The following is a 17,553-nucleotide window of genomic DNA, read 5'->3' as shown; positions in this document are numbered from 1 at the left end:
GGTCCCGCGACAGCCTGCCTGCCACTGCTGAGCACAGCGAAATCCCTACACTCGATCCATGCCCTGGCACGCGCAACTCGACCTCGACTATCGCCTCGAACAACAACGCAGCACTGCGCGATTCCGCCATGACGGCCCCTTGCGCATTCTCCAGAGCCTCTATCCGGAGGGCGACGCGGTGTGTCACAACGTGCTGGTCCATCCGCCGGGCGGGCTGGTCGGCGGCGACACGCTGGATATCCGCGTGCGCGCCGCGTCGGGGAGTCACGGGCTGATCACCACGCCCGGCGCAAGCCGCTTCTACCGTTCCGAAGGCGAGCTCGCGCGACAGCGCACCGAGCTCGCGCTCGAACCCGGTGCGCGCCTCGAATGGCTGCCGCTCGAAGCCATCTGCTACAGCGGCTGCCGCGCCGAGAACCGGCTGACCCTGCGCGTCGCGCCGGGCGCCGAGCTGATCGGCTGGGACGTGACCGCGCTCGGGCTGCCCAACGCCGGCAAGCCCTTCGAACACGGCACGCTGCAGCAGCACATCGAGGCGCCCGGCGTATGGCTGGAGCGCGGGCGCATAGATGCCAGCGATCTGCGGCTGCTGCAGAGTCCGCTCGGCCTCGCGGGGCATCGCTGCATCGCGTCGATCTTCTTCGTCGCCGGCTCGCCGATCGCGCGCGAGCGGCGCGAGGCGGCACTCGACGCGGCGCGCTCGCTGATCGAGCGCCATGCGCTGCAGGAAAGCGCGGGCGTCACCAGCCCGCACGCCGAGGTCATCGTGCTGCGCGCGCTCGCGCCGGTGGTCGAACCGGCGATGCAGCTGCTGCGCCAGGTCTGGATGGCCTGGCGCGGCGAACTCTGGAAGCTTCCCGGCCAGCCGCCGCGCATCTGGGCGATGTAGCCGGGCACCGGGCGGAGCCGATATGCGCATCGAACGAAGCGACATCCCGGCCCGCCTCGATGGCCTGCCCTGGTCGCGCTGGCACTGGCGCGTCGTCATCGCGCTCGGCGTGGCCTGGGTGCTCGACGGGCTGGAGGTCACGCTGGTCGGCTCGCTCGGCGGCGTGCTGGAGCGGCCGGACACGCTGGCGCTGAGCGCAACACAGGTCGGCTGGTCCGGCTCGCTCTACATCGCCGGAGCGGTGGTCGGCGCGCTGGTGTTCGGCCGGCTGGCGGACCGGTTGGGGCGCAAGCGGCTCTTCCTGCTGACGCTCGCGGTCTATGCGGTCGCGACGCTGGCGACCGCGCTTTCGACGGGCTTCGCGTTCTTTGCCGTCTGCCGCTTCGCGACCGGCTTGGGCATCGGCGGCGAGTACGCGGCCATCAACTCGGCGATCGACGAGCTGATCCCGGCGCGCGTGCGCGGACGCGTGAACCTCGCGATCAACGGCAGCTTCTGGGTCGGCGCAGCGCTCGGCGCGGGGGTCAGCCTGTGGCTGCTCGATCCGCGCGTGCTGGGTCCGGTGGCGGGCTGGCGCGCCGGCTTCGCCTTGGGCGCGCTGCTGGCGGTGGCGATCCTGCTGGTGCGGCGCGACGTTCCGGAAAGCCCGCGCTGGCTGATCGCGCACGGCCGCGCAGAGGAAGCCGAAGGCATCGTGCGCCGCATCGAGGAACAGGTGACGGCGCAGCACGGCCCGCTGCCGTCTGCGGCTGGCCACGTGGCCTTCGGCGAGCGCGCGCATCCCGGCTGGCGCGAAGTGTTGCACGTGCTGCTGCGGCGCTATCCGCAGCGCAGCATGGTGGCACTGGCGCTGATGATCTCGCAGGCCTTCTTCTACAACGCGATCTTCTTCACCTATGCGCTGGTGCTCACGCGCTTCCACGGCGTGCCCGAAGGCAGGGTCGCGCTCTACATCTTTCCTTTCGCGCTCGGCAACGTGCTCGGGCCGCTCGTCCTCGGCCCGCTCTTCGACCACGTGGGGCGGCGGCGCATGATCGCGCTGACCTACGTGTGCTCGGGCATCGGGCTCGGGCTGACGGGATTGGCCTTCATGCAGGGCCTCCTCGACGCGCGCAGCCAGGCGCTTTGCTGGTCGGCGGTGTTCTTCCTGGCGTCGGCCGCGGCGAGCTCGGCCTATCTCACGGTGAGCGAGGTCTTCCCGCTGGAGATGCGCGCGATCGCGATCTCGATCTTCTATGCGGTGGGCACCGGTGCCGGCGGCTTCGTCGCACCGGCGCTCTTCGGCGCGCTGATCGAGACCGGCAGCCGGGCCGCGGTCGCGGCGGGCTATGCGATCGGCGCGGTGCTGGTGGTCGTGGCCGGATCGATCGCATGGCGCTGGGCGGTGGACGCCGAGCGCAAGCCGCTCGAGGAGATCGCGCCGCCGCTCGGATCGGCGCCCCGCGAGGCGCCGGGGCCGCGCCCGTGACTCAGGCCGTCTGGGTCGGGTGGCCGGCCTCGACCCACGCTTCGAGCCCGCCCGCGAGCGGCCGGGCGCGCTTCAGGCCGCGCGACGCCAGCGCCTGCGCGCCCAGCGCGGCCGAGACCTCGTTCGGGCAGCTGCAATAAAGCACGATCTCGCGATCGGCGCCCTCGAAGGGCAACTCGACGCGCCGCTGCTGGATGTCCTTGAGCGCGATCGGCAGCGCACCGGGAATGCGCCGCGGATCGACCTGCACCCCCGCCTCGCCGCGCACGTCGATCACGATCGGCGGCGGCTCGCCATCCATCATGGTCAGCAGTTCGCCGACGGTCACGCGCGGCATGCCGGTCAGGCGCATGAAGTTGCGGCGCCGCCAGAAGCGCCACGCAAGCATCGCGGCGAGCACGACGACGATCGCCACGATCGCGAAGCCGCCCGCCTCCGACAGGGCATCGAGCACCGCCTGGATCTGGCCACGGAAGATCCAGCCCAGCGCGAGGAAGATGCCGGTCCACAGCAGCGCGGCGGCCGTATCGAAGGCCACGAAGCGCCACGACGACATCCCCAGCGCGCCCGCCATCGGCGGCGCGATCACCGAGACGCCGGGCACGAACTTCGCCAGCACCAGCGACATCCCGCCCCAGCGGCCGATCAGCGTTTCGCTGCGGCGCACGCAGGAATCGGGCGAGATCGAGATCTTGCACAGCAGCCGCATGAAGCGGTAGCCATAAAGCCGCCCGGTATAGAACCAGACGGCGTCGCCGAGCAGGTTCGCGAGCCACGACGCGGCCACCATCGCCACCATCAGCACCGGCTGCGCGATGGCCGCCAGGGCGCCGGCCACCACGAGCAGCGGCGATGCCGGCACCGGGAGCCCGACCCGCGCCAGGAAGGTGGCAACGAACACCACCGCGACCGCGTGCTCCACCAGCAGCAGGCTCAGCAGCTCCACGCGAGGCTCCCGGATGGCAGCGGACGGGCGACGGGAGGGATCGGCATGGCGGGCGGCTCTGGCTGTTGGAGTGGCCTGAGCGTACCGCCTTTCGCCACGATCACGTCGTCAGGCGCCCCTGAATGGATCGGGAAGGAACAGAATCGCCCTGTGCATGACGGCCGCCGGGCGCCGCCTGTTCCCGCAGCCCGGGAATAAATCCGCGACCCGCCGCGTCATGCAGGGGACTGTGTTGAACGACCGCACCCGCCGATTCGAGACCGCGGCCCTGCCGCACCTGCACGCCGCGTACAACCTGGCGCGCTGGCTGCTGCGCGACGACCAGCAGGCCGAAGACGCAGTGCAGGAGGCTTTCTTGCGCGCGTTCCGTTTCTTCGACGACCTTCGCGGCGGCGATGCGCGGCCGTGGCTGTTCGGCATCGTGCGCAACGCCTGCTACGACGCGATGCGGCAGTCGCGCCATCTGGCGGACCAGGTCGAGTTCGACGAGTTCCGCGATGTCGGCACCGAGGACCCCGGCATCGGCGCGGCGCAGCGCGACGGCGGGGACCCCGCAGCCGCCTGGGAGCAGCGTGCCCTGGGCCGGCGCATCGATGCGGCCATCGAGGCGCTCGCCCCGCCGTTCCGCGAGGTCATCGTCCTTCGTGAGATGGAAGACATGTCGTACGAGGAGATTGCGCGCATCGCCGGCATCCCGGTGGGGACGGTGATGTCGCGCCTTTCGCGCGCCCGCGCGCTGCTGCGCAATGCGCTCCAGGAGGAAGCGCCGCCCGACAAATCAGGAGCCCATCGCGATGCAACCCAATGAAGCGCACGACGATCTCGGCCGGCTGATCCGGCAGGAGGCCACGCGCCACGCGCCGTCGCCCGCGCTGGCCGAGCGCATCCGCGCCGGAGTGCGGAACGCGAACGGCGCGCCGGCGTTCGTGCCGCCGCCGCGGCCGAAGACCCGGCCGCGCTGGCTGCCGGCGCTGGCGCTGTTCGGCGGGGGCGCGGCCACGGCATGGGCGCTCTCGTTCGCGCTGTTGCTGGGCTCGGCAGGCCATGCGCTCGGCGACGCGGTCACCGACAGCCACATCCGCTCGCTGATGGCCGGACATCTGATGGACGTGGCCTCGTCGGACCATCACACCGTCAAGCCGTGGTTCGCGGGCAAGCTCGATTTCTCTCCGCCGGTGGTCGATCTGGCGGCCGAAGGGCATCCGCTGATCGGCGCCCGGCTCGACTACATCGAAGGGCGCGCAGTGGCGGCGCTGGTCTACCGGTCAGGGCAGCACATCGTCAACCTGTTCGTCTGGCCGGATTCGCGGGATGCCGCGTCCGCGCCGCAGTTGCTGGCGCGCCGCGGCTACAACATGGTGCACTGGACCGAAGGCGGCATGCAGGCCTGGGCGGTGTCCGACCTCAACGCGGCCGAGCTGCAGACCTTCGCAAAGCTCGCGCGCGAACGCATGGGCGCCGCGCAGCCGCCGCCCGCAAGCTGATCAGATCGCGACGAGTTGGCGCACCCCTTGCGCTTCCATGTCCTTGCCGAGCCCGCGCGCGATCACTTCGCCGCGCTCCATCACGAGGTAGTCGTCGGCCAGTTCCTGCGCGAAGTCGTAGTACTGCTCGCACAGCACGATCGCCATGTCGCCGCGGTCGGCCAGCATGCGGATCACGCGGCCGATGTCCTTGATGATGCTCGGCTGGATGCCCTCGGTGGGCTCGTCGAGGATCAGCAGCTTGGGCTTGGGCGCCAGCGCGCGGGCGATCGCGAGCTGCTGCTGCTGCCCGCCCGACAGATCGCCGCCCCGGCGATTGAGCATCTGCTTGAGCACCGGGAACAGCTCGTACAGCTCCGGCGGCACCGGCGTGCTGCCGGACTTGTAGGCCAGGCCCATGCGCAGGTTTTCCTCGACCGTGAGCCGCGCGAAGATCTCGCGCCCCTGCGGCACGAAGCCCATGCCCGCGCGGGCCCGCTCGTAGGGCGTGCGCTTGTGGATCGGCACGCCGTCGAACTCGATGCTGCCGCTCTTGATGGGCACCAGGCCCATCAAGGACTTGAGCAAGGTCGTCTTGCCGACGCCGTTGCGGCCGAGCAGCACGGTGACCTTGCCGGGCCGTGCTTCGAAGCTGACGTCGCGCAGGATGTGCGAGCCGCCGTAGTACTGATGGATGTTCCTGACCGTGAGCATGAGCTGCTTCCTTAGCGACCGAGATAGACCTCGATGACGCGCTCGTCCGCCTGCACTTCATCGAGCGTGCCCTGCGCGAGCACCGAGCCGTCGCACAGCACGGTCACGATCTCGGAGATGGTGCGGATGAAGCTCATGTCGTGCTCCACCACCATCAGCGAATGCTTGCCCTTGAGCGAGAGGAACAGCTCCGCGGTGCGCGCGGTTTCCTCGTCCGTCATGCCGGCCACCGGCTCGTCGAGCAGCAGCAGCTTCGGGTCCTGCATCAGCAGCATGCCGATCTCCAGCCACTGCTTCTGGCCGTGGCTCAGGTTGCCGGCCATGCGCAGCACGCTGCTTTCGAGATGGATGGTCTGCAGCACCTCGGCCAGACGGTCGCACTGCTCTGAATCGAGCTTGAAGAGCATCGAGGACTTCACGCCCTTGTCGGTCGCGAGCGCCAGCTCGAGGTTCTCGAACACGGTGAGGTGCTCGAACACCGTCGGCTTCTGGAACTTGCGGCCGATGCCCAGCTGCGCGATCTCGGCCTCCTTGTGGCGCAGCAGGTCGATGGTGCTGCCGAAGAACACCGTGCCTTCGTCGGGCCGGGTCTTGCCGGTGATGATGTCCATCATCGTGGTCTTGCCCGCGCCGTTCGGGCCGATGATGCAGCGCAGCTCGCCGGGCGCGATGTCGAGCGACAGCTTGTTGATCGCCTTGAAGCCGTCGAAGCTCACGCTCACGTCTTCGAGGTAGAGGATGCGGCCGTGCGTCACATCGACTTCACCCGGCGTCATGTGCCGACCGTAGCCCGCGGCGCGTCCGCCGGATTCGGTGTGCAGCGCCTGTTCGAAGGCAATGTGGCGGGCGACGCGCAGGGCGCCGGCGTCCATCAGGTCGGGGGTCATGCGCGTGCTCCCTTGGGTTCCACGGCCAGCGGCGGCGTGAGCGATGCGGGCTCGACGCCCTGCTCGGCCGCGGCCGAGCGCTGCACTTCATGGCGGACTTCGCCGGACACCGCTTCGGCCGCTTCCGCTTTCTGCTTTTCCCTCGATGCCAGTTTCTTCGCCAGCCCCACGATGCCGTCCGGCAGGAACAGCGTGACCGCGATGAACAGCGCGCCGAGGAAGTACAGCCAGTATTCGGGATAGGCCACCGTGAGCCAGCTCTTCGCGCCGTTGACGATGAAGGCGCCGATGACCGGCCCCACCAGCGTCGCGCGCCCGCCGACCGCGGTCCAGATCGCGATCTCGATCGAATTGGCCGGGCTCATCTCGCCCGGGTTGATGATGCCGACCTGCGGCACGTAGAGCGCCCCGGCCACGCCGCACATCACGGCCGAGATCACCCAGATCGTGAGCTTGTAGCCCAGCGGGTTGTAGCCCGAGAACATCACGCGCGACTCCGCATCGCGGATCGCCTGCAGCACGCGGCCGAACTTGCTCGCGATCAGCCACTTCGACAGCAGCAGGAAGGCCAGCAGCGTCAGCCCGGTGAGCACGAACAGCACCATGCGCATCTCCTGCGTCGCGATCGGGATGCCGAGGATGCGCTTGAAGTCGGTGAAGCCGTTGTTGCCGCCGAAGCCCGTCTCGTTGCGGAAGAAGAGCAGCATCGCCGCGAAGGTCATCGCCTGCGTGATGATCGAGAAGTACACGCCCTTGATGCGCGAGCGGAAGGCGAAGAATCCGAACACGAAGGCGATGAGCCCCGGCACCAGGGCGATCAGGATCAGCGTCGCGATGAAGCTGTCGGAGAGCGCCCAGTGCCACGGCAGCGCCTTCCAGTCGAGGAACACCATGAAGTCCGGCAGGTCGCTCTTGTAGTTGCCGTCGCGGCCGATCTGGCGCATGAGGTACATGCCCATCATGTAGCCGCCGAGCGCGAAGAAGAGGCCATGCCCGAGCGAGAGGATGCCGGTGTAGCCCCAGATGAGATCCATCGCGAGCGCGCAGATCGCATAGCACATGATGCGGCCGACGAGCGCCACCGCGTAGTCGCTCATGTGCAGCGCGCTGCCGGCCGGCACCACCATGTTGAGCACCGGCGCGAGCGCGCAGACCACGACCAGCGCGACGAAGAAGGCCGTCCAGCCCTTGCCGCTCAGCAGCGGGCCTTTGGTTGGAAGAGAAACGGAAGAACTCATGGGTTCGCAGGGGTGCAAGGGGTTCTCATGCCAGAAACACCGCGGAACCGGCTCCGCCGGGCCGCTGGTGTTGCCCCCTTGAGGGGGTGCAGAGCCACACGAAGTGGGCGAGGCTGGGGGTGGTCGTCATACTTCGGCGCTCCGCCCCTTGACTGCGAAGATGCCCTGCGGCCGCTTCTGGATGAAGACGATGATGAAGACCAGCACCGCGATCTTCGCGAGCACCGCACCGGCCCAGCCTTCGATGAACTTGTTGAGGATGCCGAGGCCCATCGCCGCATACACCGTACCCGCGAGCTGGCCGACGCCGCCCGTCACGACCACCATGAACGAGTCGACGATGTAGTTCTGCCCGAGGTCCGGGCCGACATTGCCGATCTGCGAGAGCGCGCAGCCTGCGAGCCCGGCGATGCCGGAGCCGAGGGCAAAGGCGTAGGTGTCGATGCGCGCGGTGTTCACGCCCATGCACGAGGCGATCGGCCGGTTCTGCGTCACGCCGCGCACGAAGAGCCCGAGGCGCGTTCGGCCGATCAGCCAGCCCATCGCAAGCAGCACCAGGCCCGCGAAGATGATGATGCAGATGCGGTTCCACGGCAGCGTGACGTTGCTCAGCAGGTTCAGCCCGCCGCTCATCCAGGCCGGGTTCTCCACGCCGACGTTCTGCGCGCCGAAGATCGAACGCACGAGCTGCTGCAGCATCAGGCTGATGCCCCAGGTGGCGAGCAGCGTTTCGAGCGGACGCCCGTAGAGGAAGCGGATCACGCCGCGCTCGAGCACCGCCCCGACCAGGGCCGAAGCGAGAAATGCGACCGGAATGGCCGCCACCAGGTACCAGCCGAACATCGACTCGGGCAGCAAGCGTTGGAAGATGCCCTGCATCACGTAGGTCGCATAGGCGCCGATCATCATCAGCTCGCCATGCGCCATGTTGATCACGCCCATCAGCCCGTAGGTGATCGCAAGGCCCAGCGCCGCAAGCAGCAGCACCGAGCCCAGGCTGATGCCGCTGAAGACCGCATTGATGCGATCGCCCCAGACGAGCGAGCCATCGATGCTGCTGATCGAGGCAGTGATCGCCGCCTTCACGTCCGCTTCGGTCTCGTCGGCGAGCCGCTGGTTGAGCAGCAGCTTGGTTTCCGGGCTCCGGCTGTCGCCGAGCGCCTTGGCCGCCTCGAGGCGCTTGGCCTTGTCGGCGCTGCCGAGCAGGCTCGCCGCGCGCACCAGTTCGAGCTGCGCCTTGATCTTCGGGTTCGTCTCGCCTGCCAGCGCCTTCTCGACCATCGGCAGCCGCGATTCATCGGGCTCCTTGAACAGCGCCTGCGCGGCCTCGGCGCGCACCGCGTCGTCCTTGCTCGTGAGCTTGAGCGCCGCCTGCGCTGCATCGAGCGCGCCACGCATCATGTTGTTGTTGACCACGTCCTCGGCATCGTCCGGCAGCTTCAGCTGTGCTCCGGTGACCGGGTCGTAGGCCTTGTCGTCCTTGATGACGAACACCTTGTCTTCGCTGACCTTCACCGCATCGTCGGACATCGCCTGAATGAAAGCGGCCGTCTTCTCATCCGCGGCAGCCACCGCCTTGTTGAGCGCCGCGATTCGCGCTTCGGTATCGCCCGAAGCAATGCCCTTGGCCTCATCAGCGGTCAGCGCGTAAGCCGAACCGCCCAGCGCCAGCGTGAGCACGACCGCAAGCAAATGAATGTGGCGCAAAACTTTGAGCACAACGGTCCCTATTCCAGAAACACCGCGGAACCGGCTCCGCCGGTCCGCTGGTGTTGCCCCCAGCAGGGGGGTGTCAGAGCCACACGAAGTGGGCGAGGCTGGGGGGTTACAACGATTTTCCTGCGGGGTAATCAGGCTTCTTGTCGTTACCCTCGATATACGGGCTCCACGGCTTGGCCTTGACCGGACCCGGCGTCTTCCACACCACGTTGAACTGGCCATCGGCCTTGATCTCGCCGATGAACACGCTCTTGTGCAGGTGGTGGTTCTTCTCGTCCATCTTCGAGACGATGCCCGAGGGCGCGGTGAAGGTCTGGCCGGCCATCGCCGCGATGACCTTGTCGGTGTCGGTGCTCTTGGCCTTCTCGACCGCCTGCTTCCACATGTGGATGCCGATCCAGGTGGCTTCCATCGGGTCGTTGGTCAGCGGCTTGTCCTTGTGGCCCGCGATGTTGTGCGCCTTGGCGTAGTCGCTCCACTGCTTGATGAACGCCGTGTTGGTCGGGTTCTTGATGCTCATGAAGTAGTTCCATGCCGCGAGGTGGCCCACGAGCGGCTTGGTGTCCACGCCGCGCAGTTCTTCCTCGCCGACCGAGAAGGCCACCACCGGCACGTCCTTGGCCTTCAGGCCGGCGTTGCCGAGTTCCTTGTAGAAGGGCACGTTCGAATCGCCGTTGATGGTCGAGACCACCGCCGTCTTGCCGCCAGCCGAGAACTTCTTGATGTCGGCCACGATGGTCTGGTAATCGCTGTGGCCGAAGGGGGTGTACTTCTCGTCGATGTCCTTGTCGGCCACGCCCTTGCTCTTGAGGTAGGCGCGCAGGATCTTGTTGGTGGTGCGCGGATAGACGTAGTCGGTGCCCAGCAGCACCCAGCGCTTGGCACCGCCGCCTTCCTTGCTCATGAGGTAGTCGACTGCCGGAATGGCCTGCTGGTTGGGCGCGGCGCCGGTGTAGAACACGTTCTTGCTGAGCTCTTCACCCTCGTACTGCACGGGGTAGAACAGGAGGCCGTTCATTTCCTCGACCACCGGCAGCACCGACTTGCGCGAGACCGAGGTCCAGCAGCCGAAGATCACAGCGACCTTGTCCTGGCCGAGCAGCTGCTTGGTCTTCTCGGCGAACAGAGGCCAGTTGGAGGCCGGGTCGACCACCACCGGCTCGAGCTTCTTGCCCATCACGCCGCCCTTGGCGTTGATGTCGTCGATGGCCATGAGCACCGTGTCCTTGAGCACGGTTTCCGAGATCGCCATCGTGCCGGAGAGCGAGTGCAGCACCCCGACCTTGATGGTGTCCTGCGCGAACGCGGGCGCGGCCGAGAGGCCTGCCAGCATGGCGGCGGCGGTGAGCGCCTTGAGGGTGAAACGACGTTGCATGATGAGACCTTCTCCTGTGTTGAACGATGGAGAGAGTCTGCGGATTCGCCCCTGGAGCTGAAATACGCCGGGTGGCGTACAAGACGTCGCGCGCCAATAGGCGCGCCCTAGAAAAAGCCGCGGGCGTAGTTGATGGGCGCGTGATCCGCCAATTCACGCAGCAACACGGCGCCGGGCTTCCACGCATGCTCCGACGCATAACGCGCCCGGCCTTCGATGCGGTCGGCCTCGATCATCGTCGGCGCGGGATCGTCGACGCATTCGCCCGTGAGGCAGGTGATGTAGGTCACCGCACCGGCATGCGCATAGAACGACAGCGCCGGCGGCAACTGGGTGACGACGTCGCATCCGTCGACCAGCCGCACGACGTTCATGTGCGCCAGCGAGGCGACGAACTTCGCGTCGCCGACGCGCGGCGAGCCGAGCGTGATGAGCATCTCGGGCGCGAGCACGCTCGCGGCCAGCGTTGCGAGCGCGGCGCCGAGGCTGTGGCCGGTGAGGATGAGGCGGCTGCGCGGCTGCGCTTCGCCCGCGAGCCAGTCCAATACTTGCGGCAGCACGCCACGCGTCGCCTTGGCGAAGCCGGCGTGCACGCGGCCGCCGCTTTCCTGCCATTCGAGCTGCTGCGCCTGCAGGTTGGTGGCGAGGTGGCGGATCTCGTCCGGCTGCGTGCCGCGGAACGCGACGAGCGTCGTGCCGTCGGCGCCATGGATCGCACCGAAGGCGAAGGTCGCGGCATCGAGGAACAGCCTGGGTTCGCAAAAGCCCGCCTGCGCGAGTGCGGCGGCGAGGCGCCGCTGCTCGGATTCCGCCTGTTCCGCCCGGTAGTACGCGAGCCGCGAGGCTTCGACGGCCCATTGCGTCGGGGTGTAGAGAGTGCCGCGCTCGAACAGCGTCTCGCGGCGCTCCGGCATGTAGAGTGCGGCGCGGCTGGCGTCGTAGGCGATGGTGGACATGGTGGACACCTCCCGATTCAAGGCGTACGCCGGTCGGCACTCAGGCGAAACTGGCGTGCCGCGAAGGCCCACACCAGCTTGGTCGCGTCCGGCCCGGCCGCATCCGTGAACAGCATGCTGGAGGCGCCGCCGCTCCACGCGTGGCCGAGGCCCGCGATCTCGCACAGCGAGACCGCGATGCGCCCCCGGCGCGTGAAATCGGTGATGCGCATCGGATGGCGCCTGCCGCGCTGCACCGTGCGCGTGACGCCGGCGCGCGCGCCCGTGGCCATCGCCCAGACCGCCGCGGTGCTGCCGGCATTGCTCGCGGACACGACGCTGTCGGCGTCGCCGTGCAGCACGAGCAGCGGCGGCAGCGTCGTGAAGACCGCTGCGGCACCCATGGCCTTGCCGACGGCGGTGGCGGGCATCGGTGGCACGTGCTGCCCGCGCATCGCGCCCAGCGCGGTGGCCGGCGACTTGGCTGCGCCGGGCGCGACACCCGAATGCATCGCCACTGCCTTGAAGCGCAACGGGTAGCGCGTCGCCAGCAGCGCCGCCATGCTGGCCCCGGCCGACAGCCCGGCGAGCGCGATGCGGTCGCGGTCGATCGGATACAGCATCAGGACCTGGTCCACCGCCGCCAGCAGCGTGGCCGCCTCTGCGTCGGCCTTGCCGGAGCGACGGTCATACCAGTTCCAGCAGCCCTGCGCGTTGGCCAGCCGGTCCTGTTCGGGGTAGAGCACCATGAAGCCTTCGCGCGCGGCGATGCGGTTCATGCGGGTGCTGATGGCGAAGTCGCGCCCGGTCTGGCCGCAGCCGTGGAGCATGACCAGGAGCGGCAGCTTCTCGCCCAGCTTGAACTGCAGGTCGGGTGGCCGGTAGAGGTGATAGCGCCGCGCCCCTGCGGGTCCCAGCGCCACGCCGGGCAGCCAGTCGCCGCGGCCGGGCGGCGGCTTGAGCTGCTTCGCGGCGGCCCGCTGCACCTGGTTGGCGATGCGCTTGCTGCTGCCCAGCGTCGCCTTGGTGAGCGCCTTCAGGTTGCGCTGGTACGCGCGCGTGAGCGGTGAGGTTGCACGGCGGGCCATCAATGTGCGGCAAGGGTCGTCCGCGCACGGTAGCAGCTTCGGCCGAAGCAGGCTACCCGGCCGATCGGCCGGTCGTCAGTACAGCTCGGGCACGTACATGCTCGCCGGCACGGGATGGCGCAGGTAGTCCGCATGGCGCTCGCGAGCCGGCAGCACCACCGGCGCGTGCTCCATCTCCTGATAGGGAAGCTGGCCGAGCAGGTGGCTGATGCAGTTGAGCCGCGCCTTCTTCTTGTCGACCGCCTGCACCACCCACCACGGCGCCTCGGGAATGTGGGTGCGGTCGAGCATGGTTTCCTTGGCCTTGGTGTATTCCTCCCACCGGCGCCGCGACTCGAGGTCCATCGGGCTCAGCTTCCACTGCTTGAGCGGGTCGTGGATGCGGCTCAGGAAGCGCATGTGCTGCTCGTCGTCGGTGATGGAGAACCAGTACTTGATCAGCTTGATGCCCGAGCGCACCAGCATCCGCTCGAAGTCGGGCACCGTGCGGAAGAACTCCTCGTACTCGTCGTCGCTGCAGAAGCCCATCACGCGCTCGACGCCGGCGCGGTTGTACCAGCTGCGGTCGAACAGCACCATCTCGCCGGCCGCCGGCAGATGCGCCACGTAGCGCTGGAAATACCACTGCGTGCGTTCGCGGTCGTTCGGCGCCGGCAGCGCCGCCACGCGCGCCACGCGCGGGTTGAGGCGCTGAGTGATGCGCTTGATCACGCCGCCCTTGCCCGCCGCGTCGCGGCCTTCGAACAGGATGACCACCTTCTGCCGGGTGTTCTGCACCCAGTCCTGCAGCTTCACCAGTTCGCCCTGCAGCCGGAACAGGTTCTTGAAATAAGCCTGCCGCGCGGCCTTGTCGTCGATCTGGCCGGTTTCCAGTTCCTCGAGGCTGCGGTCTTCGATTTCGAGTTCGATCTCTTCGTCGTAGCTGTCGACCAGGTCGCGCGCGATGCGCTGCATGAGTTCTTCCTGGTCGCTCAGGATGTCGGGTAGCGTCATGATCCGCCTCTGGAGCAAACAAAAACCTTATCGTGCGACCGCCGAATGACAGTCCTGTGACGAAAAGTGAGCAAGACGGGCGCCCGTCACATGGCCGTCATATACGCGGAGGACGATGCCGGACTCGCCCACGGGGCGTTCACTCATCCCTGTTCTGACACATACGGCCTTGGCACTTTCCCAGGATTGGACGTTCGGTGCCTATGGCAGCGATGAAGCAGGACTGATCTGCGGCTACCTGTTCGACGCGGGGTCGGCCCAGCCGGTGCGCGCGGTCGATTCGTCGCGGGCGGCCGAATGGCTGGCCCGGGATGCCGGTCATGAAGACGGCACGGCGGATCGCGCGTTCATGTGGCTGCATTTCAACCTCAGCCATGCGCCGGCCGAGCGCTGGCTGACGCGCCACGCGGGCCTTTCGGACGTGTTCTACGAGACGCTGAAGGACGGCCTGCACTCCACCCGCATCGAGCGCGCGGACGATTCGCTGATCGCGGTCATCAACGACGTGCACTTCGAGTTCAGCTTCGAGCCCTCGGACATCTCCACCTTGTGGATCAGCGTGGGCCCGCGGCTGGTGGTCACCGCGCGCAGCCAGCCGCTGCGCTCGGTGGACGCGCTGCGCACGGCCGTGAAGGCCGGCGACGCGCCGCGCTCGACCACCGAGCTGCTCGAGCACCTGATGCGGGTGCAGGCCGACGTGCTGGTGAAGATCGTCCGTGACGGGACGGCGCGCATCGACTCGATCGAGGACGAGCTCCTGGCCGGCCGCCTCGACCACAAGCGCGCGCGGCTGGGCATGCTGCGGCGCGTGATGGTGCGCCTGCAGCGGCTCCTGGCGCCGGAACCGGCGGCGCTGTTCCGCCTGCTGCAGACCCCGCCGCACTGGATGTCCGAACCCGACGCCCTGCAGTTGCGGGCGGCGTCGGAGGAGTTCTCAGTCGTGCTGCGCGACATGGGCGCGCTGCAGGAGCGCATCAAGCTGCTGCAGGAAGAGATCGCGGCCAACGTGAACGAGGACAACAACCGAAGCCTCTTCGTGCTGACGGTGGTGACCGTGCTCGCGCTGCCGATCAACATCATGGCGGGCCTGTTCGGCATGAACGTCGGCGGCATCCCGCTCCAGGAGCACAAGCACGGCTTCTGGATCCTGGTCGGCGTCGTGGCCACGTTCACCGCGGTGGCGGCATGGCTGGCTTTTCGCAAGAAGCGCTGAAAGCGCAGGAAAGTTAAGATTCGTGACGTGTCATCGATCCTTAATGCCGACCTGCACTGCCATTCCGTGGTCTCGGACGGCACGCTCACACCCGAGGAGCTCGCCGCGCGCGCCGCGGCCAACGGCGTCGAGCTCTGGGCATTGACCGACCACGACGAGATCGGCGGCCTGCACCGCGCGGCCGCTGCGGCACGCGAGAACGGCATCCGCTACCTCACGGGCACCGAGATTTCCGTCACCTTCGCGGGCGAGACGGTGCACATCGTCGGCCTGGGCTTCGACGCCGACGACGCGGGGATCACCGAAGGCCTCTACGACACCCGGGGCGGGCGCGGCAAGCGCGCGCTGGAGATGTCCGAGCAGCTGGCCAAGGTCGGCATCCAGGGCGCCTATGAGGGCGCGCTCCGATTCGTCGGCAACCCCGAGCTGATCTCGCGCACCCATTTCGCCCGTTTCCTGGTGGAAGGCGGCTACTGCCGCGACACGGCCGAGGTCTTCCGCAAGTACCTCACCGAAGGCAAGCCGGGCTACGTGCCGCACCGCTGGGCCACGCTGAAGGACGCGGTGAGCTGGATCACCGCCGCCAACGGGCTGGCCGTGATCGCCCATCCGGGCCGCTACAGGTTCACCGCCAACGAGGAATACGCGCTGTTCCTCGAGTTCAAGGCCCACGGCGGCAAGGCGATCGAGGTGGTGACCGGAAGCCACACGCCGACCGAGTACGTCGAGTACGCCGACAAGGCGCTGGAATTCGGCTTCGCTGCCTCGCGCGGCAGCGATTTCCACAGCCCCGACGAAAGCCATTGCGACCTGGGCAAGCTTCCCTGGCTGCCCGGGAACCTCACGCCGGTGTGGGAGCTGCTGGAGCACCGCATCCAGTGAGTTCCCTGCCCGGCGGCGCCACGGTCGCCACGCCAAGCGCGCGCCACCTCGAATCCGCACGGACCCTCGCCGGCATCGGGCTGGTGCTGCTCGCCGTCGCCTGCTTCGCGACGCTGGACACCGCCACCAAGCGCTCGACCGCGGCGGTACCGATCCTCATGGGGGTCTGGGTGCGCTACGCCTTCCAGGCGGTCGCCACCACGATGGTCCTTTTGCCCCGGCACGGCACTGCCCTGCTGCGCACGCACCATCCGCGCTACCAGCTCCTGCGCGGCACGCTGCTCTTGGCATCGAGCATCCTGGCGTTCTTGAGCCTGCGCTACATGCCACTGGCGGAATTCACCTCGATCGTGCTGATCGCGCCGCTCGTGATCACGCTGCTCGCCGCCACCACCCTCAAGGAACACGTCTCGCCGCTGCGCTGGGCGCTGGTGGCGGGCGGCTTCGCCGGCACGCTGGTGATCCTGCGCCCGGGCGGCGACGCCTTCGGCTGGGCCATGCTGCTGCCCATCGGGCTGGTGCTGACCAACGCCTGGTTCCAGGTGCTCACGAGCAAGCTGGCGCGCACCGAGAACCCGCTCACGATGCACTTCTACACCGGCTGGGTGGGCACCCTCCTGGCCTCGTTGGCGCTGCCCTTCGTCTGGACCGCGCTGCCGTCGTGGCACTGGTGGGCGCTGCTGTGCCTGATGGGGTTCATGGGCACCATCGGGCATTTCATCCTGATCCTGGCATACCAGCGCACGCCGGCCTCCACGCTCACGCCCTATCTCTACGCGCAGATCGCCTTCGCGATGCTGGCCGGCTGGATCGTTTTCTCGCAGGTGCCCGACACGCTCTCGCTGGCCGGCATGGCGCTGATCGCTGTCTGCGGGGCCGCGGGCGCATGGCTCACGGTGCGCGAGCGCCGCATGCCGATCGAACCCGCCGAATCTTGACCACCCCCGTTGCTTGCTCACTTCGTGTAGCCGCCTCCCCCCTCGAGGGGGCAACCCCGGCGGACCGGCAAAGCCGGCTCCGCGGGGTTCCTGGCGAGCGTTGGGGAGACTGACGGCAGAATGGCGGGCTCCCGTTCCCGTCAGGTTTTCATGGCCCAGTTCTTCGAAGTCCATCCCGACAATCCGCAGCAGCGGCTTCTCAAGCAGGCCGCGGCCCTGCTCGCGCGCGGCGAGATCGTCGCGGTGCCGACCGACTCCAGCTACGCGCTGGCCTGCCACCTCGACGACAAGGACGCCGTCGACCAGTTGCGGCGCATCCGGCAGGTCGACGAGAAGCATCACCTCACGCTGATCTGCCGCGACCTGAGCGAGCTCGCGAACTACGCGCGGGTCGACAACAAGCAGTACCGCCTGCTGAAGGCCGCGACGCCGGGGCCCTACACCTTCATCCTCGAAGCGACCAAGGAAGTCCCGCGCCGCGTGAGCCATCCGCAGCGCAAGACCATCGGCCTGCGCATGCCCGACCACAAGGTCCTGTGCGAGTTGCTCACCTTGCATGGCGAGCCGCTGCTGGCCACCACCCTGATCCCCCCCGGCGAGACCGAGGCCATGAACGACGCCGCGCAGATCCGCGAACGCTTCGAGAAGCAGATCGGCGGGGTGATCGATGCGGGCGCCTGTCCGTCGGAACCGACGACCGTGGTCGATCTCGTGCCCATGGGCACCGGCGGCGACCCGGTGCTGGTGCGGCAGGGACGCGGCTCGCTGGCGCTGCTCGGCCTCTGATCCGCCCAAGGGACACGCA

The 17,553-nt window shown here is 68.2% G+C and carries 17 protein-coding genes; 8 read left to right on the top strand and 9 right to left on the bottom strand.

What is annotated here, in order from left to right; genetic code table 11:
- Window positions 1-58: 58 nt before the first annotated feature.
- Both VAR608DRAFT_RS22185 and VAR608DRAFT_RS22180 read left to right on the top strand, forming a co-directional pair.
- A complete protein-coding gene (locus VAR608DRAFT_RS22185; RefSeq protein ID WP_088956028.1) occupies window positions 59-889 on the top strand; it encodes an urease accessory protein UreD in 831 nt (276 codons plus the stop codon).
- 22 nt (window positions 890-911) lie between these two features.
- Window positions 912-2,357, top strand: a complete 1,446-nt coding sequence (locus VAR608DRAFT_RS22180; RefSeq protein ID WP_088956027.1) for an MFS transporter — start codon at window positions 912-914, stop codon at window positions 2,355-2,357.
- Window position 2,358: 1 nt separating this feature from the next.
- Here VAR608DRAFT_RS22180 and VAR608DRAFT_RS22175 read toward each other — a convergent pair whose 3' ends face one another.
- Window positions 2,359-3,303 (bottom strand): VTT domain-containing protein, encoded by a 945-nt coding sequence (locus VAR608DRAFT_RS22175; RefSeq protein WP_088956026.1) that lies wholly within the window; start codon window positions 3,301-3,303, stop codon window positions 2,359-2,361.
- A gap of 232 nt (window positions 3,304-3,535) precedes the next feature.
- Here VAR608DRAFT_RS22175 and VAR608DRAFT_RS22170 point away from each other — a divergent pair, with 232 nt between their 5' ends.
- Window positions 3,536-4,111: a sigma-70 family RNA polymerase sigma factor gene (locus VAR608DRAFT_RS22170; RefSeq protein WP_088958911.1), complete on the top strand. Its 576-nt coding sequence runs from the start codon at window positions 3,536-3,538 to the stop codon at window positions 4,109-4,111.
- Window positions 4,098-4,787 carry an anti-sigma factor family protein gene (locus VAR608DRAFT_RS22165; RefSeq protein WP_088956025.1) on the top strand — a complete coding sequence of 230 codons (690 nt, stop codon included), beginning with the start codon at window positions 4,098-4,100 and terminating at the stop codon, window positions 4,785-4,787. The genes VAR608DRAFT_RS22170 and VAR608DRAFT_RS22165 overlap by 14 nt, the downstream gene beginning before the upstream one ends.
- Here the strand turns inward: VAR608DRAFT_RS22165 and urtE are convergent, their stop codons facing one another.
- From urtE to ppk2, 8 genes are all read right to left on the bottom strand, one after another.
- On the bottom strand, window positions 4,788-5,480 hold the full coding sequence (gene urtE / locus VAR608DRAFT_RS22160; RefSeq protein WP_088956024.1) for an urea ABC transporter ATP-binding subunit UrtE: 693 nt from the start codon (window positions 5,478-5,480) through the stop codon (window positions 4,788-4,790). It abuts the gene before it with no gap.
- A gap of 11 nt (window positions 5,481-5,491) precedes the next feature.
- Window positions 5,492-6,367 carry an urea ABC transporter ATP-binding protein UrtD gene (gene urtD / locus VAR608DRAFT_RS22155; RefSeq protein WP_088956023.1) on the bottom strand — a complete coding sequence of 292 codons (876 nt, stop codon included), beginning with the start codon at window positions 6,365-6,367 and terminating at the stop codon, window positions 5,492-5,494.
- Complete coding sequence (urtC, locus tag VAR608DRAFT_RS22150; RefSeq protein WP_088956022.1) at window positions 6,364-7,605, bottom strand: urea ABC transporter permease subunit UrtC; 1,242 nt, start codon at window positions 7,603-7,605, stop codon at window positions 6,364-6,366. Before urtC ends, urtD begins: the two co-directional genes overlap by 4 nt.
- Window positions 7,606-7,731: 126 nt before the next feature.
- Window positions 7,732-9,324, bottom strand: coding sequence for an urea ABC transporter permease subunit UrtB (gene urtB / locus VAR608DRAFT_RS22145; RefSeq protein WP_443082880.1), 1,593 nt, complete (start codon window positions 9,322-9,324; stop codon window positions 7,732-7,734).
- Between the two features lie 106 nt (window positions 9,325-9,430).
- Window positions 9,431-10,699: an urea ABC transporter substrate-binding protein gene (gene urtA / locus VAR608DRAFT_RS22140; protein WP_088956021.1), complete on the bottom strand. Its 1,269-nt coding sequence runs from the start codon at window positions 10,697-10,699 to the stop codon at window positions 9,431-9,433.
- A gap of 107 nt (window positions 10,700-10,806) precedes the next feature.
- Window positions 10,807-11,655, bottom strand: coding sequence for a lipase family protein (locus tag VAR608DRAFT_RS22135; RefSeq protein WP_088958909.1), 849 nt, complete (start codon window positions 11,653-11,655; stop codon window positions 10,807-10,809).
- Between the two features lie 17 nt (window positions 11,656-11,672).
- Entirely contained in the window at window positions 11,673-12,722 is a 1,050-nt protein-coding gene (locus VAR608DRAFT_RS22130) for an extracellular catalytic domain type 1 short-chain-length polyhydroxyalkanoate depolymerase (protein ID WP_088956020.1), read from the bottom strand.
- 75 nt (window positions 12,723-12,797) lie between these two features.
- The gene (gene ppk2 / locus VAR608DRAFT_RS22125; RefSeq protein ID WP_088956019.1) at window positions 12,798-13,715 is read right to left on the bottom strand and encodes a polyphosphate kinase 2; all 918 of its coding nucleotides are present in this window, start codon (window positions 13,713-13,715) and stop codon (window positions 12,798-12,800) included.
- A 169-nt stretch (window positions 13,716-13,884) separates the two neighbouring features.
- On the opposite strand from ppk2, the gene VAR608DRAFT_RS22120 reads away from it, so the two are divergent.
- From VAR608DRAFT_RS22120 to VAR608DRAFT_RS22105, 4 genes are all read left to right on the top strand, one after another.
- Window positions 13,885-14,928 carry a transporter gene (locus VAR608DRAFT_RS22120; protein WP_231972921.1) on the top strand — a complete coding sequence of 348 codons (1,044 nt, stop codon included), beginning with the start codon at window positions 13,885-13,887 and terminating at the stop codon, window positions 14,926-14,928.
- 27 nt (window positions 14,929-14,955) lie between these two features.
- Entirely contained in the window at window positions 14,956-15,810 is an 855-nt protein-coding gene (locus tag VAR608DRAFT_RS22115) for a 3',5'-nucleoside bisphosphate phosphatase (protein ID WP_088956017.1), read from the top strand.
- 5 nt (window positions 15,811-15,815) lie between these two features.
- Complete coding sequence (locus tag VAR608DRAFT_RS22110) at window positions 15,816-16,748, top strand: DMT family transporter (protein ID WP_231973585.1); 933 nt, start codon at window positions 15,816-15,818, stop codon at window positions 16,746-16,748.
- Window positions 16,749-16,898: 150 nt separating this feature from the next.
- Window positions 16,899-17,534, top strand: coding sequence for an L-threonylcarbamoyladenylate synthase (locus VAR608DRAFT_RS22105; protein WP_088956016.1), 636 nt, complete (start codon window positions 16,899-16,901; stop codon window positions 17,532-17,534).
- Window positions 17,535-17,553 lie beyond the last annotated feature (19 nt).

This window comes from Variovorax sp. HW608 (assembly GCF_900090195.1).
Lineage (GTDB): Bacteria > Pseudomonadota > Gammaproteobacteria > Burkholderiales > Burkholderiaceae_C > Variovorax.
The sequence above is the reverse complement of the archived record's forward strand: the minus strand, read 5'-3'. Positions and strand labels throughout refer to the sequence as shown.

Excerpts from the sequence above, each read along its gene's own strand:
- VAR608DRAFT_RS22185 (WP_088956028.1), top strand. The coding sequence starts at position 59 with ATGCCCTGGCACGCGCAACTCGACCTCGACTATCGCCTCGAACAACAA.
- urtE (WP_088956024.1), bottom strand. The coding sequence starts at position 5,480 with ATGCTCACGGTCAGGAACATCCATCAGTACTACGGCGGCTCGCACATC.
- urtC (WP_088956022.1), bottom strand. The coding sequence starts at position 7,605 with ATGAGTTCTTCCGTTTCTCTTCCAACCAAAGGCCCGCTGCTGAGCGGC.
- ppk2 (WP_088956019.1), bottom strand. The coding sequence starts at position 13,715 with ATGACGCTACCCGACATCCTGAGCGACCAGGAAGAACTCATGCAGCGC.
- VAR608DRAFT_RS22135 (WP_088958909.1), bottom strand. The coding sequence starts at position 11,655 with ATGTCCACCATCGCCTACGACGCCAGCCGCGCCGCACTCTACATGCCG.
- urtD (WP_088956023.1), bottom strand. The coding sequence starts at position 6,367 with ATGACCCCCGACCTGATGGACGCCGGCGCCCTGCGCGTCGCCCGCCAC.
- VAR608DRAFT_RS22130 (WP_088956020.1), bottom strand. The coding sequence starts at position 12,722 with ATGGCCCGCCGTGCAACCTCACCGCTCACGCGCGCGTACCAGCGCAAC.
- VAR608DRAFT_RS22165 (WP_088956025.1), top strand. The coding sequence starts at position 4,098 with ATGCAACCCAATGAAGCGCACGACGATCTCGGCCGGCTGATCCGGCAG.
- VAR608DRAFT_RS22180 (WP_088956027.1), top strand. The coding sequence starts at position 912 with ATGCGCATCGAACGAAGCGACATCCCGGCCCGCCTCGATGGCCTGCCC.
- urtA (WP_088956021.1), bottom strand. The coding sequence starts at position 10,699 with ATGCAACGTCGTTTCACCCTCAAGGCGCTCACCGCCGCCGCCATGCTG.
- VAR608DRAFT_RS22105 (WP_088956016.1), top strand. The coding sequence starts at position 16,899 with ATGGCCCAGTTCTTCGAAGTCCATCCCGACAATCCGCAGCAGCGGCTT.